General features: G+C 53.3%; 25 protein-coding genes. 16 read left to right on the top strand and 9 right to left on the bottom strand.

The genetic code is table 11. The features are described from left to right. Positions 1 to 57: 57 nt before the first annotated feature. Positions 58 to 2,841, top strand: a complete 2,784-nt coding sequence (locus E3E29_RS04275) for a DEAD/DEAH box helicase (RefSeq protein WP_167909607.1) — start codon at positions 58 to 60, stop codon at positions 2,839 to 2,841. Positions 2,842 to 2,924: 83 nt separating this feature from the next. Next, positions 2,925 to 3,971, top strand: coding sequence for an ATP-binding protein (locus E3E29_RS04270; RefSeq protein ID WP_240922775.1), 1,047 nt, complete (start codon positions 2,925 to 2,927; stop codon positions 3,969 to 3,971). Between the two features lie 54 nt (positions 3,972 to 4,025). On the opposite strand, the gene E3E29_RS04265 is transcribed toward E3E29_RS04270, so the two are convergent. Beyond that, complete coding sequence (locus E3E29_RS04265; RefSeq protein WP_167909900.1) at positions 4,026 to 5,078, bottom strand: M20/M25/M40 family metallo-hydrolase; 1,053 nt, start codon at positions 5,076 to 5,078, stop codon at positions 4,026 to 4,028. A 137-nt stretch (positions 5,079 to 5,215) separates the two neighbouring features. Here E3E29_RS04265 and E3E29_RS04260 point away from each other — a divergent pair, with 137 nt between their 5' ends. Beyond that, complete coding sequence (locus tag E3E29_RS04260) at positions 5,216 to 5,938, top strand: MBL fold metallo-hydrolase (protein ID WP_167909605.1); 723 nt, start codon at positions 5,216 to 5,218, stop codon at positions 5,936 to 5,938. Then, a complete protein-coding gene (locus tag E3E29_RS04255) occupies positions 5,935 to 6,198 on the top strand; it encodes a DUF504 domain-containing protein (protein ID WP_167909604.1) in 264 nt (87 codons plus the stop codon). Before E3E29_RS04260 ends, E3E29_RS04255 begins: the two co-directional genes overlap by 4 nt. Here the strand turns inward: E3E29_RS04255 and E3E29_RS04250 are convergent. Further along, entirely contained in the window at positions 6,188 to 7,153 is a 966-nt protein-coding gene (locus E3E29_RS04250) for a DUF835 domain-containing protein (protein WP_167909899.1), read from the bottom strand. The genes E3E29_RS04255 and E3E29_RS04250 overlap by 11 nt on opposite strands. Before the next feature lie 79 nt (positions 7,154 to 7,232). Between E3E29_RS04250 and E3E29_RS04245 the strand changes: the two genes are divergently transcribed. Together E3E29_RS04245 and E3E29_RS04240 are read left to right on the top strand one after the other, a co-directional pair. Further along, complete coding sequence (locus E3E29_RS04245) at positions 7,233 to 7,997, top strand: YchF/TatD family DNA exonuclease (protein WP_167909898.1); 765 nt, start codon at positions 7,233 to 7,235, stop codon at positions 7,995 to 7,997. Positions 7,998 to 8,009: 12 nt separating this feature from the next. Next, entirely contained in the window at positions 8,010 to 8,306 is a 297-nt protein-coding gene (locus E3E29_RS04240) for a DUF3216 domain-containing protein (protein WP_167909603.1), read from the top strand. A 53-nt stretch (positions 8,307 to 8,359) separates the two neighbouring features. Here the strand turns inward: E3E29_RS04240 and E3E29_RS04235 are convergent, their stop codons facing one another. Both E3E29_RS04235 and E3E29_RS04230 read right to left on the bottom strand, forming a co-directional pair. Continuing rightward, on the bottom strand, positions 8,360 to 9,685 hold the full coding sequence (locus E3E29_RS04235) for a TrpB-like pyridoxal phosphate-dependent enzyme (RefSeq protein ID WP_167909602.1): 1,326 nt from the start codon (positions 9,683 to 9,685) through the stop codon (positions 8,360 to 8,362). 366 nt (positions 9,686 to 10,051) lie between these two features. Beyond that, positions 10,052 to 11,608 (bottom strand): dihydropteroate synthase-like protein, encoded by a 1,557-nt coding sequence (locus E3E29_RS04230; protein WP_167909601.1) that lies wholly within the window; start codon positions 11,606 to 11,608, stop codon positions 10,052 to 10,054. A gap of 91 nt (positions 11,609 to 11,699) precedes the next feature. Between E3E29_RS04230 and E3E29_RS04225 the strand changes: the two genes are divergently transcribed. Genes E3E29_RS04225 through E3E29_RS04205 form a run of 5 tightly spaced genes read left to right on the top strand, consistent with a single transcriptional unit; the run spans position 11,700 to position 19,459 of the window. Further along, entirely contained in the window at positions 11,700 to 13,367 is a 1,668-nt protein-coding gene (locus E3E29_RS04225) for an ATP-binding protein (protein ID WP_167909600.1), read from the top strand. 9 nt (positions 13,368 to 13,376) lie between these two features. Beyond that, entirely contained in the window at positions 13,377 to 14,837 is a 1,461-nt protein-coding gene (locus tag E3E29_RS04220; protein ID WP_167909599.1) for an exonuclease SbcCD subunit D, read from the top strand. Continuing rightward, complete coding sequence (rad50, locus tag E3E29_RS04215) at positions 14,834 to 17,497, top strand: DNA double-strand break repair ATPase Rad50 (protein WP_167909598.1); 2,664 nt, start codon at positions 14,834 to 14,836, stop codon at positions 17,495 to 17,497. The genes E3E29_RS04220 and rad50 overlap by 4 nt, the downstream gene beginning before the upstream one ends. Continuing rightward, positions 17,484 to 18,734 carry a DNA double-strand break repair nuclease NurA gene (locus tag E3E29_RS04210; protein WP_167909597.1) on the top strand — a complete coding sequence of 417 codons (1,251 nt, stop codon included), beginning with the start codon at positions 17,484 to 17,486 and terminating at the stop codon, positions 18,732 to 18,734. The genes rad50 and E3E29_RS04210 overlap by 14 nt, the downstream gene beginning before the upstream one ends. A gap of 5 nt (positions 18,735 to 18,739) precedes the next feature. Continuing rightward, the gene (locus tag E3E29_RS04205; RefSeq protein WP_167909596.1) at positions 18,740 to 19,459 is read left to right on the top strand and encodes a DUF72 domain-containing protein; all 720 of its coding nucleotides are present in this window, start codon (positions 18,740 to 18,742) and stop codon (positions 19,457 to 19,459) included. Positions 19,460 to 19,522: 63 nt separating this feature from the next. On the opposite strand, the gene E3E29_RS04200 is transcribed toward E3E29_RS04205, so the two are convergent. Next, positions 19,523 to 19,714 (bottom strand): 50S ribosomal protein L37e, encoded by a 192-nt coding sequence (locus E3E29_RS04200; RefSeq protein ID WP_167909595.1) that lies wholly within the window; start codon positions 19,712 to 19,714, stop codon positions 19,523 to 19,525. 17 nt (positions 19,715 to 19,731) lie between these two features. Beyond that, entirely contained in the window at positions 19,732 to 19,962 is a 231-nt protein-coding gene (locus E3E29_RS04195; RefSeq protein ID WP_167909594.1) for an LSM domain-containing protein, read from the bottom strand. A 329-nt stretch (positions 19,963 to 20,291) separates the two neighbouring features. Between E3E29_RS04195 and E3E29_RS04190 the strand changes: the two genes are divergently transcribed. Next, entirely contained in the window at positions 20,292 to 21,509 is a 1,218-nt protein-coding gene (locus E3E29_RS04190; protein WP_167909593.1) for a hypothetical protein, read from the top strand. 137 nt (positions 21,510 to 21,646) lie between these two features. Continuing rightward, entirely contained in the window at positions 21,647 to 23,359 is a 1,713-nt protein-coding gene (glyS, locus tag E3E29_RS04185) for a glycine--tRNA ligase (RefSeq protein WP_167909592.1), read from the top strand. On the opposite strand, the gene E3E29_RS04180 is transcribed toward glyS, so the two are convergent. Next, positions 23,356 to 23,700, bottom strand: coding sequence for a DUF86 domain-containing protein (locus E3E29_RS04180; RefSeq protein WP_167909591.1), 345 nt, complete (start codon positions 23,698 to 23,700; stop codon positions 23,356 to 23,358). The genes glyS and E3E29_RS04180 overlap by 4 nt on opposite strands. Then, a complete protein-coding gene (locus tag E3E29_RS04175; RefSeq protein WP_167909590.1) occupies positions 23,693 to 23,992 on the bottom strand; it encodes a nucleotidyltransferase family protein in 300 nt (99 codons plus the stop codon). Before E3E29_RS04175 ends, E3E29_RS04180 begins: the two co-directional genes overlap by 8 nt. Before the next feature lie 114 nt (positions 23,993 to 24,106). On the opposite strand from E3E29_RS04175, the gene E3E29_RS04170 reads away from it, so the two are divergent. From E3E29_RS04170 to E3E29_RS04160, 3 genes are read left to right on the top strand one after another with little or no spacing between them, the layout of a single operon-like run. After that, positions 24,107 to 24,856, top strand: a complete 750-nt coding sequence (locus E3E29_RS04170; protein ID WP_167909589.1) for a sulfite exporter TauE/SafE family protein — start codon at positions 24,107 to 24,109, stop codon at positions 24,854 to 24,856. Further along, the gene (locus tag E3E29_RS04165) at positions 24,853 to 25,356 is read left to right on the top strand and encodes a DUF402 domain-containing protein (RefSeq protein ID WP_167909588.1); all 504 of its coding nucleotides are present in this window, start codon (positions 24,853 to 24,855) and stop codon (positions 25,354 to 25,356) included. Before E3E29_RS04170 ends, E3E29_RS04165 begins: the two co-directional genes overlap by 4 nt. 1 nt (position 25,357) lies before the next feature. Beyond that, a complete protein-coding gene (locus tag E3E29_RS04160; RefSeq protein WP_167909587.1) occupies positions 25,358 to 25,642 on the top strand; it encodes a DUF167 domain-containing protein in 285 nt (94 codons plus the stop codon). Here the strand turns inward: E3E29_RS04160 and E3E29_RS04155 are convergent. Then, positions 25,639 to 25,866 carry a hypothetical protein gene (locus E3E29_RS04155; RefSeq protein WP_167909586.1) on the bottom strand — a complete coding sequence of 76 codons (228 nt, stop codon included), beginning with the start codon at positions 25,864 to 25,866 and terminating at the stop codon, positions 25,639 to 25,641. The genes E3E29_RS04160 and E3E29_RS04155 overlap by 4 nt on opposite strands. Positions 25,867 to 26,164 lie beyond the last annotated feature (298 nt).

Below are 26,164 nucleotides of genomic sequence, written 5' to 3'. Positions count from 1 at the left end.
GTCACTTTCGATATGGACTACAGCAAAGTTCAAGAACCCAAGACCGTTCCCTAAACCATGCACCCTCTACTCAAGAAGGTCATCAAAGAGCGCTTTGGGAGGCTCAACAGACTCCAGCAGGATGCTTTCCGAGAGGTTAGCTCTGGGAAGAGCGTTCTAATCATAGCCCCCACCGGTTCCGGAAAGACTGAGGCCGCTGTCATTCCAGTCTTCAACGAAATCCTTGAGAATGGGTTAAAGCCGATTTCCGTGCTCTACATTGCGCCGCTCAAGGCCCTCAACAGGGATCTCCTTGAGAGGCTCGAATGGTGGGGAGAGAAGCTCGGAATAACCGTCGAGGTGCGCCACGGGGACACCTCGGCTTACAGGAAGGCGAAGCAGACAAAGAACCCACCGCAGATGCTCATCATAACCCCAGAGACCCTCGGCGTGATTTTGACAGTTAAATCACTCCGAAAACACTTGGTCAATGTCAAGTTCGTTATTGTGGATGAGATAGCCGAGCTCGTTGATAACAAGCGCGGTGCCCAGCTCCTCCTTGGTCTCGAGAGGCTAGCCGAGATAGCGGATTTTCGAAGAATCGGGATGACAGCGACAGTAGGCAACGAGGAGGAAGTGAGGGAGTGGCTAAAGGCGGACGTCATAGTCAAGCCAAACTGGAGGAAGGTCTACCGCTTCCACGTGCTTTATCCAACCCCCACAGAGGAGGACGAAAAGCTCGGCCAGGAGCTGAGCCTCTCGCCGGAGATAGCGGCGCGTCTGAGGCTCCTCTGGGAAATAGTCGAGAGGCACGGAAAGGCCCTCATCTTCACAAACACGAGGCAGTTCGCCGAAATCCTCGCCCACAGGCTCAAGGCCTGGGGTAAACCAGTTGAAGTCCACCACGGCTCGCTCTCCAAGGAGGCGCGCATTAAAGCGGAGAAAGGCCTGAAAGAGGGCAGAATAAGGGCGCTGATCTGCACCTCATCGATGGAGCTCGGCATAGACATCGGCGACGTCGACGTTGTTGTCCAGTACATGAGCCCGAGGCAGGTTAACAGGCTCGTCCAGAGGGCCGGAAGGGCAAAGCACCACATTGGGGAAGTCAGCGAGGCCTACGTGATAACCTCCAACGTTGAGGACTATCTGCAGAGTTTAGTCATAGCCAAGCACGCTCTCGAAGGCCGCTTTGAGGCGGTGGAACCGATCGGCGGGCTGGACGTTCTGGCCCACTTCGTCGTTGGTCTGCTCGTTGAGTACAAGCGACTTCCGAGGGAGAGGCCCTACGAGATAGCGAGAAGGGCCTACGTTTACAGGGATTTGAGCTGGGAAGACTACCTGGACACGCTCAAGGTGCTCGAAGACGCCCGGATAATAGGCTACGACGAGGAAACCGACCTGCTCTACATGCGCAGGGGTGCTTTCCAGTACTACTACGAGAACCTCTCAACGATACCCGACGAGGTCTCCTGGAGGGTTTTCGATGCCCGGAGCGGCCACATAATCGGAAGGCTGGACGAGAGGTTCGTCATGGATCTGGAAGAAGGGATGGACTTCGTCATGAACGGACGGAGCTGGGTGGTTCTGGAGATAGACGACGAGTCGAAGCTCCTCAAGGTTCGCGAGAGCCCGAGCATCGAGAGCGCCATACCGAGCTGGGAGGGAGAGATGATACCCGTTCCCTTCAGCGTTGCCTTCGCCGTCGGCAGGCTGAAGAGGGAGCTGAGCTTTGACTTCAAAAACGCGCTCTCCCTCCTTGAGGGAGTGGAGTTCAGTGAGGAGGAGCTGAAAAGGGCGTTTGAGGAGATAAAGAGCGAGCCTTTCTCGACCGACAGGGACATCTTTGTGGAGAGCACTCCGAAAACGCTCGTCATCCACGCTGACTTCGGCAACAGGGCGAACGAAGCACTCGGAAGAATAGTTCATTCCCTTTTAATCCTCCGCTATGGGCGAGTGTTCTCGGTCAGGGTGCAGGCCCACGCGATAGTCTTCAAGACTCCTTTCCAGCTTAACCCCGATGAGGTCAAGCGCTACCTCTACCAGGAGCCGGAGAGCGTTGAGTTCATCGTGGCGAGGGCTTTGAGGGACTCTCACGCCTACCGCTGGAGGATGCTGAACGTTGCGAAGCGCTTCGGGGCCCTGAGGGGGGATGCGAAGATAAGGAGGGTGGAGAGGCTCTTCGAGGGGACTGTCATTGAGAGAGAAACGCTGAACGAGCTGTACCACGATAAGGTTGATGTGAAGAAGGCCGAGCTTGTTCTTGAGATGCTGAAGAGCGGCCCACTTAGGGTGAAGACAGTTTTGAAGAGGGAGCCCTCGACCCTTGCCCGGCTGAACATGACCGTTGGCGGAGAGTTCCTTCTGAGCGGGACCCTTGAGAGGGATGAAGTCCTCGAGCTGTTCAAGAACAGGCTCCTCGACCATGAGGTCGTCCTGGTCTGCACTAACTGCGGCTGGCACTCGAAGACGAAGGTCGCCCGCCTGAGGAGCATAAGGGAAAGGAAGTGCCCGCGCTGCGGCTCGAAGATGCTTGCTGTTGCCCACCCTATAGACGCTGAGGAGTTCCTGCCGGTTCTGGAGAAGGTCAGGCACGGGAAGCCGCTTGAGAGGAAGGAGGAACGGGTTTACGGGAAGCTTTTGAAGGCCGCGGACCTAGTGGATTCCTACGGCTTCGATGCCGTTCTGGCCCTGGCGAGCTACGGAACCGGGCCGGACACCGCCGCGAGGATTCTGAGCCAGTACAGAGAGGACGCCCTTCTGGTCGCCCTAATGGAGCGCGAGAGGCAGTTTATAAGAACGAGGCGGTTCTGGGTTGATAAGAAAAGTGAAGATGATAAAGAAGCGAATACAGACCAATCCTGATAGAACCTCCAACGAATGGGAAGGACAACGCTTGAATATCATGACCTCCTCCATACAGTATGTGAGGGGTCATGTTGTTTGGAATGGTAAAGAAATCTCGGAAGGGTATGTTTGATAGGGAGTACGAGTTTAACCAGCTTGTAGGAACCATTGAGGACGGCGTTCCACTGATTGTCCTTACCGGAATTCGTAGAATCGGAAAAACCGCCCTAGCAAAGGTTCTTCTTAATGAAATTGATTTTCCCGGCGCCTATGTCGACGTGAGAAAACTTTGGAGCCTCAGGAACTCCGTAACCCCTGACGACCTCAAGGGAGAGATAATAAAAAGTCTCGTGTCCCGAAAGAGATATACTCCGGTTCTAGAACTCCTTAAATCCCTGGGGGGTGTGAGAGTTGGAAGTGTCGGAATTGAATTTCGAGAGCGAGAGAGCACGCTCATGGACCTTCTCGACGATCTGGAGAAATCGGGAAAGAAAACGGTGCTGGTATTTGATGAAGCCCAGTACCTAAGGTACTCCAAACATGATTACACATCTCTCCTGGCATCTCTCAATGATAACTACGAGAACCTCATCGTCATTCTGACGGGTTCTGAAATCCAGATACTGGAAGAGTTTTTGGGCTTCAACAACCGCTATTCCCCTCTCTACAAAAGAGAACACGAAATAGTGCACCTAGAGCGCTTCAGCAGGGATGAGAGCCTTTCTTACCTGCGGACGGGGTTTAAGGAAGTCGGGATGGATGTTCCTGATAAAGAACTGGAAGATGCAGTGGAAACCCTCGATGGCATAGTGGGGTGGCTGAGGGAGTACGGATGGATGAGATACCGCGGAAAAAGTCACCCCATTGCGATAGAGGAGGTTTTCCAGAGGGCAAAAAGGGATATAATAGACGAGCTCTCGAGGTATTCACCAAGATACCTAAGGGTTATGCTGGCCGTTGCTGAGGGCTACCACTCATGGAGGGCGGTGAAAGGATACGTGGAAGTGATGGAGGGCAGGGAGGTAAACAAAGGGACGCTGTACACGGAAATAAAGAACTTAATCCGCTATGGATACCTGGAGAAAAGGGGAAATGAATACCACATAGTGGACCCGGTCATCGAAAGGGCGCTGAGGCACCCAACCTAAAGCGTTACCCCCCACCAGTAACTGGTGGGGGGTCAGGCCTAATACGGGTTGCCTTCACTCGTTACCATAAACTTCGTTGAGCACCTTGAGGAACTCGCTCGCCGCAACGACGTCCCTAACGTCTATGTGCTCGTTCTTCGTGTGGGATATGTCGAGGTTTCCCGGGCCAAAAACTATCGTCTTTGTCCCGTTGTACATGAAGTTTATCGCGTCTGTCCAGCTCCTCATTCCGCCGAACTCGTCCACATCGGTCTTCTCCATCGCCTTCTTCGCCAGCTGAACTATCTTCTCGTCTTCGTCGAGCTCGTAGCCGTCCCATATCTCGGTGTACTCGTACTTCAGAGTGTACTCATCGAATATCGGATCTAGGAGGTCAAGTATGTCCTCAACCTCCTGGTTTGGAAGGAGGCGCGCCTCAAGCCTCCCTCTGCAGAGGGCTGGGATGAGGTAGACCGGGTTCTCGCAGACGAGCTCCTGGATGCCTATGTGCGGGTCGAAGTACTTCCCCTTCTGCTTGAAGGGTTCGAGCTTCTTCATCTCCTCCAGCATCTTGTAGGTCTCCTCTATCGCGTTGACACCGCTCTCGGGGCAGGCACCATGCGCCTCTTTCCCATCGACCTCGAAGTAGGCCTCGATGTTGCCGGCGTGGGCGATGTGGACTTCCAGATCCGTCGGCTCAAGAACGACCGCCATCTTGGGCTTGTAGCGCTCCATGAAGAGGGCGCTTCCCCTTCCTCCCATTTCCTCGTCGCTGACGAAAACCACTCCAACGTTGAGGTCCTTTCCTTCCTTCTTCAGGTTCTCCATCATCAGGAGAATCGCGGCCGCGCCGCCCTTTATGTCGCTCGAACCTGTTCCGTAGACGATGTTCCCCCTCACGAAGGGCTCTGCCCTAACGGGTATCGTATCAACGTGGACTTCGTAGAAGAGGTCTGCATTGGGGTTCACAACGAGGTCTATTATCTCGCCGTCGCTCTCTATGTGGACGTCGTAGTCCAGCCTGTGGAGGAGCTCCATGATGTGAAGCATCACCCTGTCCTCGTGGCCCGAGGGGGAGGGTATTCTCAAAAGCCGAAGGAGTATCTCCTTCGCCCGTTCAGTCTTCATTTGGTTCACCTAATTAGTCTTCGCGGTTGAGTTTATAAACCTCCCTGCGTAATTTGGTAAGGGCGATGAAGAGATTCACCCCTCCCGACTGAAGATGGGGGGTAGTACTCCCTTGAGGCCCCTTGGGGGGTGGAAGGGTGAAGATAAGCTCCACCGAGGAGTTTCCGAGGGATATCGTTCCAATTGAGGTTCCCCCTCACGTTGTCATGCTCCGCGGGATAGGGTGGGACTCCAACATCTATTTAGTCACGGATGGGGGAGAAGCCCTCATAATCGACACTGGGACGGGTGTGAACTGGCATGTTTACACAGAAATCTGGGAGCGGGAGAATTATTTAGAGGGCGTGAGAAAAGTCATTATCTTTAACACCCACGAGCACTTCGACCATGTTGGCGGGAACGCGGTTTTGAAGGGCTGGCTCGAGAAAAGGGGAATCAGTGTTCTCTTTGCCGCCCACAGGGTAACGGCAGATGCCCTTGAGAGGGGAAACGACTACGTAATCCTTGCATGCCACTACGGGAGGAGGTTCGAGCCCCAGCCCGTCGACCTCAAGCTGGAAGAGGGGGACAAACTAAAAGTCGGCTCACTGGAGCTTGAACTCCTCCACACGCCCGGCCACACCGCCGGAAGCTCCTGTTTGTATCTCGACGACGGGAGGCATAAGCTCATGTTCACGGGAGATACAATCTTCAAGGGCACGGTTGGAAGGACTGACTTTCCAACAGGCAATGGCTGGGAGCTGAGGGAGAGCCTTGAGAGGCTCCTCCAGTCCGACGTTGACTTCGGCCTTCCAGGACACGGTGGGGTTATTAAGGTCTGGAAGAAGAACCTGATTGAGGTTCTGGGGTGGCTCCCATGAGGAATGGCTCCGTCAAGGAAGTGCTGGCGAAGATAAAGTACGACCCTCGGGAGAATGAGGAGGATTACTACATCCTCATCGAGCACAGGGGAGATTACGGTAGCGTCAAGAAAATCCCCATGGGATTAATAGAGCTCGGCCACGGGTACTTCTTCGTGGGCGAAGCCCAGATACCGTACCACAGGATTCTGAAGGTCGTTAGAAAGGATGGAAGGGTCATCTGGGAAACGAGAAAGGATAAGAGGGGAGTTACTCGATGAAGGTTAGCTCCGACTTCAACAGTTCCCATTCCTTTGCCTCCAAGGCATCTTCCTTCGCGTGGACGATGAGGTAGGAGCCAGCGCTTATAGCTATGTCACGGAGCTTGGAGATGCATTCGAATACCTCATTGAAGCCGGATATCGCGATAAGTCCTTCAAGGTTCTCAAGGAGAACCACGGTTTTTTCGTTTTCAAGGAGCTGACAGAGAGCGCTCTCAGAATCTACTAGCATTTTGGGTGGTATCCTTCCCTTTCCAGGAACGTTTGTTATCCAGATTACTTCTACGTCCTCACGTTTGAACCATTCTTTTGCCTTCTCGGGATGCTCCCTTGTGAAGACGTATCCCGTTCTGTTCTTAGTTATGAGGTCGAGGGAGAGGTACCTCGCCTTAGTGCGGTCGTCGAATATATAGCCGCCGGGCTCGATTTCCTCCGGGAGGATTTTCCTCTTCCTAAATCTAGCCAGAAGGTCATACAGCTTTTTAATGCGCCTGTAGTGGTCTGTCTCCATTTGGGCCAGCTGGGAGAACAAGACCTTTGACTCCTCGTTTAGGGCTTTAAGGGCCAGGATTTCATAGGTTTCCTTGGCAAATAGTTCGCTTTGCATACAGTACTCTAGAGCCTCGATGTAGTCATCGACAGTCTCAAATTTGGGATAAAAAGGAGCCACTTCCACGGGCGGGGCGTCTATTTTAACGGGTTCTTCATCAGGATAAAGCTCCTTGAACAGCTTGTAGAGCCTGTCGTGGTGCTCTTGGCTCTCGTCCGCCATCTGTATGAAAAGAACCTTAACGCTCTCCCTCCTCGCGTGTTCCGCGAGCTTGCGGTAGTATTCAACCTCGTCCGCCTCGTTGAAGATGGCATAACTCAATATCTCTTTTGGGGAGAGGTATTTGAGAGTATCGATAACCTTTTTCATATAAGCTTTAAGCTCGGATTTTGAATAGGCTACCATTTTTACCACTAGTCAGCACTACGGTTCAAAGCCAGAAAAACTTTTCTACTTACTGCTTTTCACTATATTGAGGGAGAACATGATAGACGCCCACTGCCACATCGAGATGTTCAAGAGCACTGCTGGAGAGGTAGCTGAGGAGAGCAGGAGGCACCTCAAGGCCGTAGTGGACTCAATAACCGAATACCGCAAGTTCCACGTCTGGAAGAGCTGGGAGCTTTTAAAGCCCCACTTCGGCTTCGTCTTTCCAACACTCGGCTACGCGCCGAACGAGGCGAGGAGGGGAAACTGGGAAAAAGTCAAGCGGGTGGAGGAGTTCATAAGGGAGCACGCCGACGAGATAGTGGCCGTTGGCGAGATAGGCCTGGACTTCTACTACGCCAAAACCGAGGAAGAAAGGAGGAATCAGCGGGAGATTTTCAACCACTTCCTAAATCTTGCCGTCGAGCTCGACAAGCCGGTCGTTCTCCATGCGCGCGACGCCGAGAGGGAGGTTTTCGAGGCCATTCAGAAAGCTGGAGTTAAAGCCTACTTCCACTCCTACAGCGGGCCGGCGGAGCTGGCACTGGAGATAACAGAGAACGGCCACATCATCGGGATAAACACAGGCATAGACTTTATCCCAGAGGTGAGGAAGGCCGCTGAAGTGCTTCCCCTTGAAAGCATCGTCGTTGAGACGGACGCTCCGTACATGAGCCCGTACAAGGGCGAGAAGAACTACCCATGGAACGTGGAGTACGCGGTAAGGAGGATAGCAGAGATAAAGGGGCTGGAGTTCGGAGAGGTTGAGAGAACAACGGAGAGGAACGCGGTTGAGTTCTTTAGGCTGAGATTGAAGGATTAGGAGGGAAGTGATATGGCCGTTGATGTTCCTGAGGTTGAGGAAGTCAGAGAGCTGCTCGAAGGGCTTGGGGAGAAAGAGCTTATCAAAAGGCTCGACTCATTCGTAGCGCTCAACGAAGGGCTGGAGAGCAAGAGGGGCAAGGACTTTATCAGAGTGTCGGTTCTGGGCTTCCTTGAGGGCCTTCTTGTAAGCCTGAGGAAGAAGTATTCTGGCGACACAAGAATTGAGAGTCTCTACGAGAAGGTGAGCGCGAGGAGACGGGAGCTGGACGAGCTCTTCAGGAAACCGGCGATGCAGAACCTTCAATGAATAGGTGGGGAAACAAGTAAGTCAAAGAATATAAAAGAAATGGGGGCTGGATTTCACCCCTCAAGCGCCGGGAAGTAGTCCGGCTCGTAGTCCTGGAGCTTTCCATCGAGGTAGTCTTCATAACCGCCGAGGTCGAGGAAGCCGTGTCCACTGAGGTTGAAGAGGATGACCTCCTCCCTGCCCTCTTTCTTTGCCTCTAGGGCGCGGTCTATAACTCCCTTGATTGCGTGGGCGCTCTCCGGAGCCGGGATTACCCCTTCCGTTTTAGCGAAGAGCTCCGCTGCCTGGAAGACCTCGTTCTGGTGATATGCTACGGGCTTCACTACCCCATGGTTTATCAGAACGCTCAGCGTTGGAGCTAAACCGTGGTAGCGCAAACCACCAGCGTGTATTGGTGGGACGTAGTAGGTGTGGCCGAGGGTGTGCATCTTCATCTTAGGTGTGTAGCCGCCTGAATCTCCGTAGTCGTACTTGTAAATTCCCCTCGTCATTGATGGAGCCGCTCTCGGCTCGACCGCTATGAACTCGTAGTCGGCTTTTCCGTTCAGGACGTCCCTTACGAAGGGGTAAGTCAGACCCGCGAAGTTGCTGCCGCCGCCGACGCAGCCGATTATTACGTCAGGCCCCTCAAACTCCCTCATCTGTTCCATCGCTTCAAGGCCTATCACCGTCTGGTGCATGAGCACATGATTTAGAACGCTTCCCAAGGCGTAGCGAGCCTTCTCGTCGCGAAGAACGTCCTCAACAGCCTCGCTTATCGCTATTCCAAGGCCTCCTGGGTGGTTTGGGTTCTCAGCCAGAAACTTCCGTCCAACTTCCGTCCTGTCGCTTGGACTCGGATAGATTTCGGCCCCGTAGAGGCGCATTATGGTCTTCCTGTAGGGCTTCTGCTGGTAGCTTGCCCTCGCCATGTAGACCCTCACCTTGAGGCCGAGAAGGGCTCCGGCAAGGCTCAAAGCGGTTCCCCACTGACCGGCTCCCGTCTCGGTGACGAGTCTCTCAACGCCCTGCTCCTTTGCATAGTAGGCCTGTGCCAATGCAGTGTTTATCTTGTGGCTCCCCGTTACGGTTGCCCCCTCATATTTGAAGTAAATCCTCGCCGGCGTACCAAGGGCTTTCTCAAGGTTTGTGGCGCGGAAGAGCGGGGTTGGGCGACCTATCTTTGCGTAGAGCTCACGGACTTTCTTCGGGATTTCGATGTACCTTTCGGTGCTCATTTCCTGCTTTACCAGCTCCCCAGCGAAAATCCTGAGGAGCTTCTCCGGCTCCATTGGCTCGTCGGTTTCCGGATCGAGCGGCGGTGCCAGCTGCTCCGGAAGGTCGGGCAGTATGTTGTACCACCTCTTTGGTATCTTCGAATCCGGCAGAACGGCTTTCATTCTAACACCTCCTTTGATACAAGCTTAAAATCTCCTCTAAGCTTCGATAGAAGTCCCAAAAGTGAGGGAATAACGAGCATGATGCCTGAATCCGAACTGGATTGATTTATCAGGACCAGGCCAGTTGTCAAATCACTAACGCAACAGCGGCCAAAAACGAGCCCCCCTTTCAATTATGCCAAAAACGATCCCGCCCTAAAATTGATGAACTAACCACACTATTCACGGAACTACCACAGAGGCCAAAAACACTCACTCCTGACTATCATTGGGCATCACTGTATGAGCGGCCCCGGCCCTTAAAGATTTTTCGGACGATTTTTCGTAGAAGTGACGAATTTCCGACTGATACCGGGGTGAGGTTTGTCATACTTTCTCCGTTTTGGTGTCCATGTAGAACTCCCCGAAAAGCTGGACCTCCTGGGTGTAGCTCCTCCTCAGCTTTAGAGCCGTATAAGCCCTCTCAAGCTCCCGGCCTAGGTAAAAGGCGTGCCTTGGACTTATCTCGAAGCGCTCAAGAATCGTGTCGATTATCGCGTTAGGCTCATCGCCGACTATCGTGAGAACCGTTTCAGTGCTCCTGTGGACATTTACCCATATCCTCCCGCCTTCCAGCCAGATGCGGAAGTAGACCGGCTCAAGCTCGACGGGCCTTTCTCGCGCCTTAACAACCTCTCCGGCTGGTTCGAAGCGCCACTCTGTCTCCCTCTTCTCCTTGAGGATTAGCAGGCCAAAACCAAGATCCTTGGGCAGGTCAAAGAGGTTCATGTCTATGGCTCTTCTAAGTTCTCTCACTGAGCCTTTAGCCTTAGCGCTGACCTCGGTTGTGAGGAGGAGGTTTATGGAGAGTTCCTTCGCAATTCCCGCGAGGAGGGCGTTCATCCCGGCGCTGTCGGCGTCGTAAAGCTCGACCACGTTCCCGACTCCTGCCAAAAGCACGTCATCCGGGTTTCTCTCGCGGTAGAGCTGGAAGGCCGTTACTGAGCGCGCTAAGTGGGGCACGTGTTCGAGAATAAGGTCGGGGATTACCCTCCTGTATCCGAGGTCGAGGGCTTTCTCTTTCAGTCTTCCAAGGAACTCGACCCTTTTGGCAGGCTTAGTGGGGAAGTAGCCCTCTCGCTGGTTTGTTGGTATCAAAACGACAGGTTTTTCCGTTACGAGGGCATTAAGGTTGCTCTCATCCACACTCAAAAAGAGGTCGGCATAGTCAAGTGCCCTCTCGATTTCGGACGTGTTTAGCGAGTCGAAGCTGATTGGGACGTCGAAACCAGCTTCCCCAATCCGCTCGCGGATTTCGGGAATCTCCTCGATAAAACCGAGGTTGGTCTCGCCGGCGACCATACCGATATCGATTATGTCGGCACCTTCATGAAGGTAGTAGAGAGCTTTCTCCACAGTCTTCTCAACGCCGAGCTTGGGAGCGTCCACGACCTCACCCAGAATCCTAGCCGGGAAGTCCCTTCCCGCTGGAAGGTCCCCAATGAGGACGTTCCAGGGCTTCTTCAGGGCTTCCTCAATGTAGTTCCTGTTCCTCGTCCTGTTCCTGATGTCCTCCACCCTCTTGAGCGCATCGAAGGAGAATAGGTCGTCCGCTGGAACTTCCCTGCTGAGCTTGAAGCCCTCCCCAAGGGCCTTCAAGACCTGTGGTAAATCCATCGCGTTCCTCGGGCCTTTGAAGGCAGGAATATCAAGCTCGTCCTCAATGAGTTGAGCAGAGCCCCTAACAAGGCCAGGAATCAGAATGAGGTCATAATCCTCGCTTTTTACTCCAGCTTTCTCCAGGTATCTCACGATTAGCTCTGGGGTGAGAAAAGCCGCAACGCTAACGGGGGTTACAAGGACGTCGCAGCCCTCACCGTACTTCCTCACGAGGGGTTCGGCGAGCCTGCCGGTTACGAGGAGAATTCTTCTGGGGTTCTCCATGGACGAAGGTTTGGGGGAACGGCTTTTAGGGGTTGCGGTTTGAGGCGAAAGGTTTTTGTTCCACCAGGGGAAATCAACTAAAGGTGGTAATATGGAGGCAGACGCCGTTGGAATCGTGTTCGGTGAATCCAGCACCGACCACTTCACGTTCATAGTGAACCCGAGGAACGAGCTCCCGCGCTTTGGGGAGTTCCTGATAGTCAAAAACAGGGACGGAGACGAGGTTCTGGCGCTTCTGAAGTCGATAAGAAACGTAAACTGGCTCATGGACGCCGGAAGGGGAAGCTACGACTACGTTGAGAAGACCGTTAACGTGTTCTCCAAGGGAGTTCTCGACAAGAGCGAGGAGATACTGGCTACTGCCAAGGTTCTCGGTGTGCTGAGGAGGCACGACGGCGAGTTTCTGCCGAAGCCGGCCCCCAATCGCGTCCCGATAAAACCTGGAGAAAAGGTCTACCTCGCGAGGGACGAGGATCTGGCGAGAATTTTCTCCAACGGGCACATAAGGCTTGGCAGGCTCATAGCGAGGAAGGACATCGAGGTAAAGCTCGACGCCAACAGGCTGGTTTCGAGGCACTTCGCGGTTCTGGCAGTTACTGGCGCCGGAAAGTCCAACACAATAGCAGTTCTCTCGAAGGAGATGGTGAGCAACGTCAACGCGACGGTCGTCCTTCTCGACCCGCACGGTGAGTACCAGAGGCTCAGCTGGCCTGGGGCGCGCGTGAACCCGATAAAGGCCACCATCGACCCGGGAAGGATAAGGCTGAGCGAGTTCGCGGCGCTCCTCGGGATAGCGGAGAACGCCAGCCTGCAGAGACGTTTCCTTGGACTGGTTTACCGGACGGTCAGAGAGGAGATGAGGAGGAACGGTAAGGTCATCGGGGGAATGGAGTTCATCCACGCCATGGAGGACAAGATAGAGGAGTGGATACGCGTTTACGAGAACACCGACGAGAAGGTGATTTATTATTACGACGAGAAAGGTGTAGAAGTGCCGAGGAAGATACAGGCAAAGGATCTCGACTCTCTGATAAGGCTGAAGGACTACCTGAGCGAGCTTAGGGCCAACTTCGGCGAGTTCATAAGCCCGATCGACGTTCTCGGCGAGATAAGGCCTGGAATGGTGAACGTGATCGACCTGAGTGGCATGGAAGAGGAGCAGATGATAACCTTGGCGAGCTTCGTTCTCAGGGGAATCCTCAAGAACAGGATAGACTACGTGAAGGGAGTGAGGACCAACGACAGAAACCTCGTCAGGGAAGTCGCCGAGGGGTATCCCACCCTCACAAGGCCGGTTCTGGTTATAGTTGAGGAGGCCCACATATTTGCGCCGCGCGGAGAGAAGAACCCGGCGACGCTCTGGCTCGGCAAGATAGCGCGCGAGGGAAGGAAGTTCGGCGTTGGCCTTGGTATAGTCTCCCAGAGGCCGAAGAAGCTCGACGACGACATACTGAGCCAGACGAACACAAAGATAATCCTCAAACTGGTTGAGCCCAACGACCAGCGCTACGTGCAGCAGGCGAGCGAGCAGATAAGCGAGGATCTGCTGGGCGACATTGCCTCACTCGGCGTGGGCGAAGCGGTCATAGTCGGCTACGCGATAACGATTCCAGCGATGGTGAAGATATACAGCTTCGAGAAGGACATGAACGGTCACTACGGCGGCGGGGATATCGACATCGTCGGAGAATGGCTCGAGGGGAGAGAGGACGAGGAAGATGTAACAGAGGAGGAGGCCATAGCGGAGCTCCCGCTGTGAGGTGTCTCTATGAAGTTCGCCCATATAGCCGATGTTCACCTTGGCAGGGAGCAGTTCAACCAGCCCTTCAGGTATTACGACTACCTCAAAGTCTTCCGTGAGGCGATTGAGAGGGCGGTAAAGGAGAGGGTTGACTTCATACTCATCGCCGGAGACCTCTTTCACGTGAGCAGACCCTCGCCGAAGACGATACGTGACGCGATAGAGGTTCTGGAGCTCCCGAAGAAGAGGGGCATCCCCGTCTTCGCGATAGAGGGCAACCACGACAAGACCATTAGGGAAACCTCCGTCTTCGACCTGCTCGAACACCTTGGGCTCCTCCACACCGTTGGCCTGAGAAAGGAGCCGGGTAAAGGAGAGTTCATCAGGAGCAAGAAGCTGTCCGAAAACCGTTACCTCGTCTGGGGCCAGGTTGGAGACCTTGAGATACACGGGCTGAGGCACCACACGCGCTGGCAGCTCATAAGGAACGATGGAGCCGTAAATGTCCTCAAGGCGCTCTTCAAGGGCAGGAAGGGGATCCTGATGCTCCACCAGGCGGTTGACTACCTCGCCAAGGATACCCCCTACCAGGACGCCTTCGACCTGAAGCTGAGCGAGCTCCCCGATGGTTTCTCATACTACGCCCTCGGCCACATCCACGTCCGCAGAATCGCCGACCCTTCCCAGACGGGCTTGAGCGGGCCGATAGTCTACCCTGGCTCACTGGAGAGGACGGAGGTTAGAGAGGCTAGTCATATAATTCGCTACTCACTCAGGGACAAAAAGCCCAAGGTCACAGCCAACCGCGATGGCCCGAAGGGCTTCTACATCGTGGAGGACTTCCAGCCGGAGTTCGTTGAGGTCGATGCGAGGCCTTTCTACTCCGTCAGGGTCGAGGGAGAGAGCAAGGCCGAGCTCAGGAAAAAGGTCGAGGAAGCTGCTTCCCTCATCCCGAAGGACGCCATAGCGGTCATAACGCTCGAAGGGACGATAAAAGGCGGAATTGCTCTGGCGGAGTTCAATGACCTCCTGAAGGACTCTGGATTAAGGTACTACACTTTCAGGAGCAGGGTCGTTGGAGCGGCCGTTGTATCCAGGGAGAGACTGAGCGAGGAAGAGCTCTTCACCGACTGGGAGCGGGAGCTTCTCCTGCACCTCCGCGTTCCTCCTAAGGAGTTCTCGGAAAGTCTTACAGAGTTCATCTCCTGGCTGATGGAGAGGTACGAGAAGGACATCCCGGAGGGCACCCCAAAGAAAGCTCAAGAGCTTCATAAGGGAGAGAAAAAAGGAGAACCTGAAAAGAGCAGGGAGGAAGGAGCCGAAAGGCCAAAGACCAAGGAGAAGCCTGCAAAGGGGGAGAAACCCAGGAAAACGGAGAAGGAAAAACCTAAACCCACTGCGGGAAAAGAGCCCAAAAAGCCCAAATCGATTCCCAAACCCAGGAACCCGTCGAGCCTCGACGCCTGGCTTAGGAGGGGTAGGCCGTGAGGATAAGGAGGTTGAAGATTAGAAACTTCAGGGCGCACGAGAAGAGCGAGGTCGAGTTCAGCGACGGCATAAACCTGCTGATAGGTCAGAACGGGGCTGGAAAGAGCTCGATCCTCGAGGCGATATTCGCGGCGCTCTATATGGGGCACCCGAGCTTTCCGAGGGGCTACCTCCAGGCGAACACGCGCGTCGGCGCGAAGGGCGGCATGGGGTTGACCCTTGAGTTCGAGCACGACGGGAAGAGCTACAAAATCCACAGGGACGACAAGAAAAGCGAGCTGATTGAAGATGGAGCTTTGATAGTGGAGAAGAGCTCGGACATAGCGCGCTGGGTGGAGAGAAACGTCTACCCTATACAGGTCTTCACGAATGCCCTCTACATAAGGCAGGGTGAGATAGAGGGCATAATCACGAACCGCGAGATAATGGAGAAGGTCCTGAGGAAGGTCCTAGGCATAGAGGACTACGAGAACGCTGAGAAGAACGCCGCCGATGTAATAAGGGAACTGAAGAGAAAGAAGGACTACCTCAAAAAGCTTATCGAGAGGAAGGCCGAGGTCGAGGAGAGCCTCCGCGAGGCCGAGAAGCGCTTCTCCGAGACGCTGAGGAGGATAAGCGAGCTGCGCGAGAGGGAGAGAAAGCTCCAGGAAGAGTTTGAGGAGGCCGAGAAGGAGTACTCAAAGCTCAAGGGCCTGAAAGAGGAGCTGGACAACCGTGAGAAGGAGAAGGCAGTCATCGAGCAGAGGATAAAGGCAGAGAAGGGGAGGATAGAAGATTACGAAACCCAGATTGGGGAAGTGAAGAAGGAGATAACTGAGCTCGAAGAGAAAGCAGAACGGCTTAAGGAGCTCGAACCCGTTGAGAAGGAGTACTTAAAGCTGAAATCCCTCCTCTCGCTCAAGGACGAGCTCTCGAAGCTCAGCCTCTCAGAGGCGAAGCTGGTCGAGAAGAAGCGTTCCCTTGAGGAGAAGACTACCAGGATCGCTGAAATCTTAGAAAAGATTAGAAAACTGGAAAGGGAAGAGAAAGCCCTCAGAGAGACCTACGAGGAGCTTAAGAGGAAAAACGGCCTCTACCAGCGTGCCCTCCAGCTGAAGGCCGAGGCGGGGAGGTACAGGAGCGAGCTTGAAAAGGGCGGAACCACGCCGGAAGAGCTTGAGAAGGAGCTTGAAGCTGTTGAGAGCGCGAAGGAGAGACTTGAAGACCTCCGCGAGGAGACTACGAGGATAAGGGAAGAGATAGCGAGCTTAACGGGGCAGAAGGAGAGCCTCCTGGAGAACCTCTCGAAGCTCGAGGGTGCCAAGGTCTGCCCGCTCTGCAAGAGGCCCATCGAGGAGCACGAGGAAGGGGAGATAAAGGCGGAGTACGATGCCGAGATAGGCTCCATCGAGAAAAAGCTGGAAAAGCTCTCAAAGAAACTCGAGAGGCTTAGGAAGGAGGAGCTCAAGCTCAAGGAGGTTATCAAGAAAGAGCCGAAGCTCATAAGGCTGAAGAAGACGGCCGACCTCCTGAGGGAGGTCGAGGAGAAGCTGGGCAAGTACGACGTGGAAGAGCTTGAGAAAGCCGCCGAAGAGTTCGAGAACACGAAAGCCAGGCTCATCGAGATAAAGAGGGAGCTGAGGCACCTCGGGGAAGAGCTGGAGGAGCTTGAGAAGGCTAAGGGAGAACTGGAAAGGGTGGAAAAGAGGCTCGCGGAGATCGAGAGGGAAAAGATGGAAATTGAGAAGAAGGTCCAGGCTGAGGGCTTCGGCTCCTTTGAGGATGTCGAGGGCAGGATTAAGGAGCTTGAGCCCGCCTATCGGGAGTACCTCTCGCTCAAGAACGTTCCTTCCCAGCTCGAACGGGCGAGAAAGAGGCTGGCCAGCTTGGAGGAGAAGCGTCAGGAATCCCTTGATAGCGTTAAGAGAATGGAAGCCGAGCTTGAGAACCTGCTGAAGAGAATAACGAAGCTCTCTGAAGAGTTCTCCCCGGAGGCTTACAATGAAGCGGAGAAGTGGTACATGGAGAGCGCCAGGGAGCTCGAGAAAGCTAAAGCGGAACTGAAAGGAGTGGAGGAGCTGAGAGACGAGGTTATGAAGCTTCTGGACGAGCTTAAGGCCAAGAAGAAGGAGATAGAGGAAGCGGAGAAAGAAATAGAGACCGTCGAGAAGACCATAGCGGACATGACTGCCTTCAAAGAGAAGGTCGCCAGGCTCAAGGCGGAGGAGGAGCTGAGGGGCCTTGAAGAGGTGCAGAAGCTCGCCGGCGAGACCTTCTCGGAGATGACGGAGGGCAAATACCAGGGGGTAAAGCTCAAGCGGGAGAAGAAGTACGGGAAGGAGAGGATAGATCTGAAGGTGCTCTACGCGGGCAGCGAGGTTGGCCTGGAGTTCCTCAGCGGCGGCGAGAGGATAGCCCTAGGTTTAGCTTTCCGCCTGGCGCTCTCGTTGTATAAAGTGAGAAACCTCGAGCTGCTCATCCTGGACGAGCCGACGCCGTTCCTCGACGAGGAGCGCAGGAAGAAGCTCGTTGAGATAATATCGAGCCAGTTGAGGAAGATACCGCAGGTTATCATAGTTTCGCACGACGAGGAGCTGAAGGACGCGGCAGATTACGTGATAAGGGTGGAGAACGTAGGTGGAAAGAGCAGGATAGAGGTGGAGAGCCTTGGAGCGTATTAGCGATGTCCACGTCAGGGAGATCAGGGACTTCCTGCTGAAGAGCCTTAAGGACGTTGAGAGGCTCAGAAAAGCGGTGGGAAAGTACTTCTCCTGGAAGCCGCTTCCCGCTCCCAGGAAGGCGAGCGTTTACGCCGTCGATGGCAGCAGGATGACGAAGAGACTCAGCGGGGCGATAGTCTACGCAGTCTCCGCTTCGGCCATAGGGGAGAGACTCTACTACTGGAACGACATCGGCATGGTCTTTCCGTACAAGAGCGTAGATGATAGGGTTGCCCTCCACATGGACATCCTAGAGAAGAGGATGGGCACGATGGCCCTTGAGCTCGGCGCCGATTTGGTTCTCATGGACGGCACGATAAGCAGCGCCATAATCACGCCGCCAACTTACGTAACATCGACGACGAGAGAACTCTACAGCAGGCACGGGGACAAACTGCTTAACGCGGCGCTGGAGTTTCTGGACTTCCTCGACGAGCAATGGGTCGAGTGGAGGGAGAAACTCAAGGAGGAAGGGGTTCTCAACGGCTTTTCACTCCCCTCCAGGGGCTGGAACGGGGAGGAGATATTCTCGATGCTGATGAAGCGGGGGGCAAAGAGCATAAAGGGCAGCTTCTGGTGGGTCAACGACAAGGAAGACCTGATAGTTCTCTTCGAGTATCTCGAATACCTCCACGCACTGGACAGGCTTCTCGGCGGAAGGGTCGCGGCGATAGCGAAGACCTTCTACAAGTCGGACATCGTAAAGACAGTCAAAGCGAGGGAGGGGGAGAAACTCAAAGGCACACCAATGATAATCGACACTCCCGTCGTTGCTTCCCTCTCCGGGGAGAGCGGCTATTTGCCTTTTAGTTACGTCAAAAGTCCAAAGGGAGGCTTCCCAAGGCTGGTGGCTGAACTGATGGTCCGCGGAAGGTTCCAGAACCTTCGGAAAACCCTAATAATGGATGGCGGTCAGATAGTCGGGGCAAGGATACGGCCTGCTTATGTTCGTTTTGCCGAGGGCGGACTGATATACCTCCTTGAGGTTCCCGAAAAGCAGGACTTCGAGAGAACCCTCGCGGAGATTCTGTCGGTTGCGGAGGACGAATACGTTGTCCCGCTCGAGTACGCCCACCACTCGGTTGTGATAAAGAAGAAGGAGTTCGACGCCTACGTCAACGCGGTGCTGAGCGCACTGGTTGGGGAGGACGAGCGCTTTATAGACTTCCTGCGCTACGGGAGGGAGCCGCTGGAGTGAGGGCGATGATAGCGGTCGGAACCTGCGGCTTCTGCGAGGGGCACGCGAAGTATTACCGGGACTTCGACGCGATAGAAGTACAGGGGACGTTTTACCGCCTTATTCAGGAGAAGACCCTGAGGAGATGGAGGGAAGAGGCCCCCGAGGGATTCACCTTTTCAATAAAAGCCTTCCAAGGGGTAACGCATCCCCCGAACAGCCCCACCTGGCGGAGGAGCAACGTCAGGCCGCCGAGGGATGTGGGCCTTCTTAGGCCGAACGCTGACGTGTTTCACTTCTGGAGGCTGACACTGAAGGAAGCTGAGATTCTGAAGGCTCGCTTCATACTCATCCAGCTGCCCAGGAGCTTTAAAGAGAGCGAGGAGAGCTTCGCCGATGCGGAGAAGTTCTTTGAGCTGATCGACAGAGGCGACTTCGAGATAGCCGTCGAGCTGAGGGGCTGGAGCGAGAAAGGCGTTAGACGCTTCGTTCGGGAGTTCGACGTGATAGATGTTACAGACCCGCTGGTCAGGATTCCGCTGCATAACGGCAGCACTAACTACTACCGCCTTCACGGGAGATACGAGAACGCAAGGATAGTTTACAACCACACCTACAGCGATGAGGAGCTTGAAAAGATCAGGAAGAGGGTTCTCGGCTGGAACAGGGAGGAAAGCTTCGTCTTCTTCAACAACTCGGCCATGTGCAATGATGCGAAGAGGTTCAAAATCCTCCTACAAAGTTAGCATTGCTTTCATAGCATTACAATAAATCTTGCTGCAATGCAGAGAAGAGTAGAAAAGAAAAAATCAGTACTTGAGGTTCCTCTTCTTCTTCCACTTGTGGGACCAGCTGTACTTTCTCATGCGCTTGCTCCTGCCGAACCCACAGGCGGCACAGTAGCCCTTCTCGACGTTAAAGGCGCGCCTTCCGCAACGCCTGCACCTGATGTGGGTCGGGGTGTGGTTCCTCCTGCCCTTTGGCTCTGTTCCGGCTCCCATGCTATCACCCCGCTGCTTCACTCAATCTCGACCGGCGAGATGGCGAGGACGTTGTCCCCACGGACAACGATTTTACCGTAGCTCTTCACGACCTCGTTGTCCTGAATGAGGTCTGCATCGGCGAGGACAACGTTCAGGTGGATATCATAACCGATGAGCTTGCCCCTTATCTCCCCTCCCCTCTTGAGGAGTACGAGGACATCCTTCTCAAGGGACTTGTGGATAACATCGAGTGGTCTTTCCGCCATTTTCACGCACCTCCAAATAATCAAAGCTCATAGCCTACACGGGGGAAACGGTTTATAACTCTTTCTCTATTCATCGGCAGGGAGAATAAAAATTGCGAAGTCTTTTCTCAGAATGCCTTAATCAACCCCATCTTTATTAACTGAAAATAATGAGATCCGCCCCGGGGCTGAGAAAAGTAGGTTTTCCACTTTTTATTTCTTCTCTTTTTAGTGATTTTAATTCAATGTATATCTTTCCAATTGTTAATCTAAGGAGACAAAAAGCTTAAATACTATGGGTGCACTAATTACATTGACAACCCTATTGGGGGGGGCAGATGCGACAAAAAATGGTGTGGTTCATACTTGGAGTCCTGATTGGAAGCCTGTTCTTAGTAGCGGCGTATCCCCAGGGAAGCAGTCCTAAGAAGTATACACCTCCTTTCCAAAAGATTGACAACAGCATCCCAGTTTACTACATCGGCAATGAAACTCCAAAGTATTTTGTAAGGGCAGTAAGAGTCACAGAATTCAAAAAGATCAACAAACCCCACATTTTAGTGATCGAAGGTCTGAAAGTGAAGGATACTCCACAGTTCAGAAGATTCCTTAAGGAAGAAGTTCTCTCAGACACTCCTGTGATAGTAAATGGCAATACTGATCTTATTAAGGGAATTTTCAAGGGACAGTTGAATGCGAGGATCGTAGGAGGGCGGAATCCAGACGGAACCACTCCCAAGGAGCAGGTGTATGGGTATATAGCTTACCGGCTTCCGGATGGCACACTGAGATCCAAAGTCTTCATTTCGATTGACTCTAGTCCAGAGGCAATGAAAGATGCTTATTATTGGGTTGCTAAGAACTTTCAACCAGAAGCAACATCTCCTTCCATTGAGTCATTGTCACCTGGATATCCTGGTAGTGAGGACTCTACTCCCTATTGGAGCCAAATAGGTCAACTAGACATCTCAACTGGAGATAATTGGAAGCCATATGGTAGGCTTAACCTCAGAACTCTATACTACCAACTTGTGAACGACGGCTCCTTAGACTATAATTGGTTCGATATTCATGTAAGGCAACAGTCTGTTCCAGGAAAGGAACTAGGATGGTCCGACTGGAGAACTGCAGATATGTTTACTTGGATTGATGCCGATTACTACGAGGCAGATGGCTTTCTCTCTGATTACTCCCCAACTACAACATCTGGGTCTAAAACATCAACTGTTACAATAGGTGTTTCTGCAGGTGATAAAGGGGCCCAAGTTAGCGCCTCTCAGTCCTGGAGCTATACCATTTCAGATGTTGTAATTAAAGATCAAAGTGATTTCTCTCAAGAACTCGCAAAATGGTGGCATGATATTGCAGAAGATAAAGCAGTTGGTGAAAACACCTATATGGTAGAGCCTGGAGCGACTCTAAGGTTTCCAGAATCAGAATCCAGGGAATGGAGAGAGCACTATGGGGTCAGATACGAACATCCCCCTGAATGGTGGGAGCCTGGGTGGTATTGGCATTCCTTCGAGGGTTGGGTCGAGTTTTACATTGGATTTATCCTAACCGGATGATTTAAAGGCTTTATTTTTTATTGTTCTCCTTTCTTCTGAATGAAATTATCATCCATTTAATTTGTTTGACACACTGCTAAGGAACACCCCAAAAGCTTTTTATGAAAATCCCCGACCCACTCTCCAGGTGGTGAGCGATGGGAGAAAAGCCCGATAAGTACGAGGTTCTTCAGGACTTGATGAGGAGGAGAGGCTTTGCCTGGGGCAGCTTTGAAATCTATGGCGGCTCACGAGGATTCTACGACTACGGCCCGCTCGGAGCGACCATTAAGCGTAAAATCGAGCGGAAGATAAGGAAGGCCTTCCAGAGGGAGGGCTTCTTCGAGCTTGAAACTCCCAACATAACGCCGGAGAAGGTCTTCATAGCGAGCGGCCACGTTGAGAAGTTCGTCGACCCGCTGGTGGAGTGCAAGAAGTGCGGCGCTCGCTTTAGGGCAGACCACCTCGTCGAGGAGGCCCTTGGGATAGACACCGAGGGAATGAGCGCCGAACACCTCACAGAACTCATAAAGGAGCACGATATTCGTTGCCCTGAGTGCGGCGGCGAGCTCGGCGAGGTCTGGTACTTCAACCTCATGTTCGAGACGAAGATCGGGCCCTACGGCGACCAGAAGGGCTATTTAAGGCCTGAGACGGCCCAGGGCATCTTCGTGAACTTCAGGAGGTTGAACGCCTTCGCGAGGAACAGGCTCCCCTTCGGTGTCTTCCAGATAGGGAAGGCCTACCGCAACGAGATTTCGCCGAGGCAGGGCATGCTCCGCCTCAGGGAGTTCACACAGGCTGAAGCGGAGATATTCTTCAACCCCAAGGAAACCGAGCACCCGCACTTTGACGAAGTTAAGGACGAGGTTCTCAGGCTCTACCCGATAGAGCACCAGCTCAAGAACCTCGGAATGGTTGAGATGACAGCTGAGGAGGGCGTTGAGAAGGGCTACGTAATGAACACCTTCTTCGCCTACTACATGGTCATGGTCAAGAGGACTCTCCTTGACATTGGCATTCCCGAGGGCAAAATCCGCTTCAGGCAGCAACTCCCAGAGGAGAGGGCCCACTACTCGCGCGACACATGGGACGCTGAAATACACAGCGAGCGCTTCGGCTGGGTGGAGTGCGTTGGAGTGGCGAGCAGGGGCGACTACGACCTGAGCAAGCACCTGAAGATGAGTGGTGCAGACTTGACCGTCCTCATCCACTACGACGAGCCCAAGATAGTTAAGCACCTCAAAGTGAGCCTCAACATGAAGCGCGTCGGGCCGAAGCTCAAGAAGGATGCCAAGAGGATAAACGATATCGTACAGGACTGGGACGAGAAGAAGAAGCGCGAGCTGGTTGAGCTCCTTGAAAAGGACGGGATGGTTACAGTCGAGGGCTACGAGCTCGAGAAGGACGACTTCATAATCAAAGAGGTTGAGGAGAAGATAATGGGCGAGAAGATAGTGCCTCATGTCCTCGAGCCGAGCTTTGGTATAGACAGGCCGTTCTACCTCCTCCTTGAGAACTCATTGGTTATCGATGAGGACAGGACGTACCTTAAGATAAAGAAGGACATGGCGCCGATAGAGGTGGCGGTGCTTCCCCTCGTGGCCAAAGAACCCCTCACGGACATAGCCTACGATATCTTCAGAACCCTTCAGAAGACAGGTTTCATAGTCGTCTACGACGAGAAGGACACCGTCGGGAAGAGATACCTCCGCTACGACGAGATTGGGACTCCCTACTGCGTAACCGTTGACAACCAGACGCCTGAGGACGGTACTGTGACCATCAGAGACCGCGACACGAGGGAGCAGATGAGGGTGAAGATCGAGGAGTTGCCGGAGAAGCTGAGGGAGCTGATTTTCGAAGGTTAGCATTCCTGTAGGAGTACCTGTTCTATCTCTTCTTTTAGTTCCTCAACTTGAGAGCTGACGATAACCCACACCACAGAGAGGTCAACACCAAAATAGTGATGAACAACAACGTTTCTCAGGCCCACAACCCTTCTCCAGGGAATGGACGAATACTTTTCCCGGATATCCTCCGGCACGTTTTTCGCGGCCTCTCCAATAATTTCAAGGTTTCTTAGAACTGCGTCAACGGTTTTTCTATCCTTTACGAAGGTTTCAAAGTCATGGCCCTCGATGTATTCTTCGATTCTTTCGATGGCTTTCAGGATATCATTGAGAAAGAGACACGGATCGCGCTTAGACATACACCAGCTCACCCTTTATGTGCTCCCAAAACCTTTTCCGGCTCATTGCGGCGTTCTTTGTGACGAGGTCTATCTCTACTCCCAACAGGAACTCAAGGTAGTCCTTTAGGTCCACTATCTCCCAACCTACTGGTCTCTCAAATTCAACGAGGATATCAAGGTCACTAAGCTCGCCCTCCTCGCCCCGCGCGTAGGAGCCGAATATGGCCATAGTCCTAACCCCAAAGCGTGCGCGGAGCTCATGTTTGTGTTCTTCCAAAATCCTCTTGATATCCTCCAATTTCCGCGTCATCAATACATAGTATAACCTCAAAAAAATAAAAATGCTTTGGTAACTCGTCCATATCACAGGCCGTCAAAACCACCTTATCAACACCGATTTAAGGACTTCCACCAACTCAGACACGTGCAGACCGTACCCCTCTCCATCATCTCCCTCTCATCCGGCTTCATCGGTTCCCTCATGAGCGGCGGGAGCATCGTGATATTCTCCCTGCTGACCTTCCTCGGGATTCCCGTGCAGAGTGCCGTTGGGACGTTAAAGGTGGCCATAGCGGCGCTGACCATCGTCTCGGCAATAACTTACTACCGCGGCGGTGCCGTTGAGGTGAGAACCGCTCCGTATCTGACCACCTTCTCCGTCCTCGGGGCCCTGTGGGGCAGCTACTTCTTCTCATCTCTCCCCGAGGGGTCGGCCGGTGCCCTGTCGCTGGTTCTGCTTCTCATGGGATTGTACTTCTCGATCCGGCCTGGCTCGGAGATGAGTGGAGCGAGAGTGAAGAAGGCCAGTTCCGCCTGGATCTCCGGGGTGGGGCTCCTCATCGGTGCCTACATCGGAATCCGGGGGATAGCGTCAACGCTCATAGTAATAGCCGCATTGAGGGCCTTTTTTGGAATGGACATGCTGAAGGCCAACGGCACGGCGAAGGCCCTCATCTTCTTCAACAACCTTGTCGCGGCCGGGGTGTACGGGCTCGGCGGGCAGATAGAATACTCCCTGCTTCTTCCGGTCGTCGTTCCGGTCTGCGTTGGGGCGTGGCTCGGTGTGAAGGCCGGTTTGAAACTGGGAAGCGAGGGGCTCAGGTGGTTTTACATTCTTATAGGTGCCGCAACTGCCTTAAAGCTTCTGAGCGAGCTGGTATGGGGGACAAGATGAAGAGAATCCACTTAATCTACAAACGCATTCCGAACAGGGTTCTTGAGAGGGAAGACGAGGTAGTTGCGGATTTAGGGGACGTTATAGTTGCCAAAGCCCGCTTCTCCGGCATGCTGGCCCCGCTCAAAGTTAACGGCGTTAAGGTTATAGACAACGGTTACAACATGCTCTACTTCGCCTTCACCGGAGAGAACTGCGACATCCTCAAGGTCTACGACGAAGAGGGGAACTTTAAAGGGCTCTACATCGACGTTCTGGCCTACACGAAGCGTGATGGAGATAATCTTGAGATGCTTGACCTGTTTCTGGATGTTTTTGTCTTCCCCAACGGGGAAGCCTTTCTCCTCGATGAAGACGAGCTTGAGATGGCTCTCAACTATGGATTTATAGATAAGAAAACCTTCGACTTCGCCTATTCGGTAGCGAGAGAGATACTCGAAAAGCTTAAGCGGAAGGAGTTCCCGCCGGAGATCGTGTGGAAGTACGACTGGGGGGATTGAGATGAAGTTCCTTAAGGAGACCAAGGACGGTGTTCTACTCTTCATCCACGTCCAGCCCAAAGCGAAGAAGAACGCGATTGAAGGGGTGGATGAGTGGCGTGGAAGGCTGAAAGTCAGGGTATCGGCACCGCCCGTTGAAGGCAAAGCGAACAAGGAGGTCGTCATGTTCTTCTCAAAGCTCCTTGGAGCTGAAGTCAGTATTCTTCGCGGAGAAACGGGCAGGGAGAAGGACATTCTGGTGAAGGGGCTGAGCGCGGAGGAAGTGAAGAAAAAGCTGGGGATTTAGCCTTTCTTGGCCCTCAGCTTTCCCTTAAGGCGGGGGTACTCCTCCCTCGACAGTGGAAAGCTCTTCGACGACTTGAGGAGGGAGTTGATGAGCTTAACCTGCTCTCTGAAAACCTCGTCCGGGTTCTGCTTAAGCCTGGAGACGTAGAAGCGAATGAAATCTAGCCTCTCTTTTAGATCACGCTTTGAAGGGAATGCTGACGCCCATTCTTCTGGCGTACTCATGCTGCTCCCCTTTGCTCTCTTCGTGGCTTTAGTATTTATTGTTTTCCCGGGCAGGCAACTATGAGAGAACAGCACAAAAATCAAGAAAATGAATGCTCATTACTCCAGAATCCTCAGGCTCTTATTTGTCTTCCTCATATTCCCTTTTGGGATGTTAAACGTTGGTGCCAATATTGTGAGAGAAACCATGTTCTTATCAAAAACCATCGTTGTAACTAATTACTACGGCTCTTCTATGGTTTTATATAAGTCAAGTATCTTTAGTACTAATATAAAGAGAAAAGCTTATAAGTTTAAT

It is taken from the genome of Thermococcus sp. Bubb.Bath, assembly GCF_012027595.1.
Lineage (GTDB): Archaea > Methanobacteriota_B > Thermococci > Thermococcales > Thermococcaceae > Thermococcus.
The sequence above is the reverse complement of the archived record's forward strand: the minus strand, read 5'-3'. Positions and strand labels throughout refer to the sequence as shown.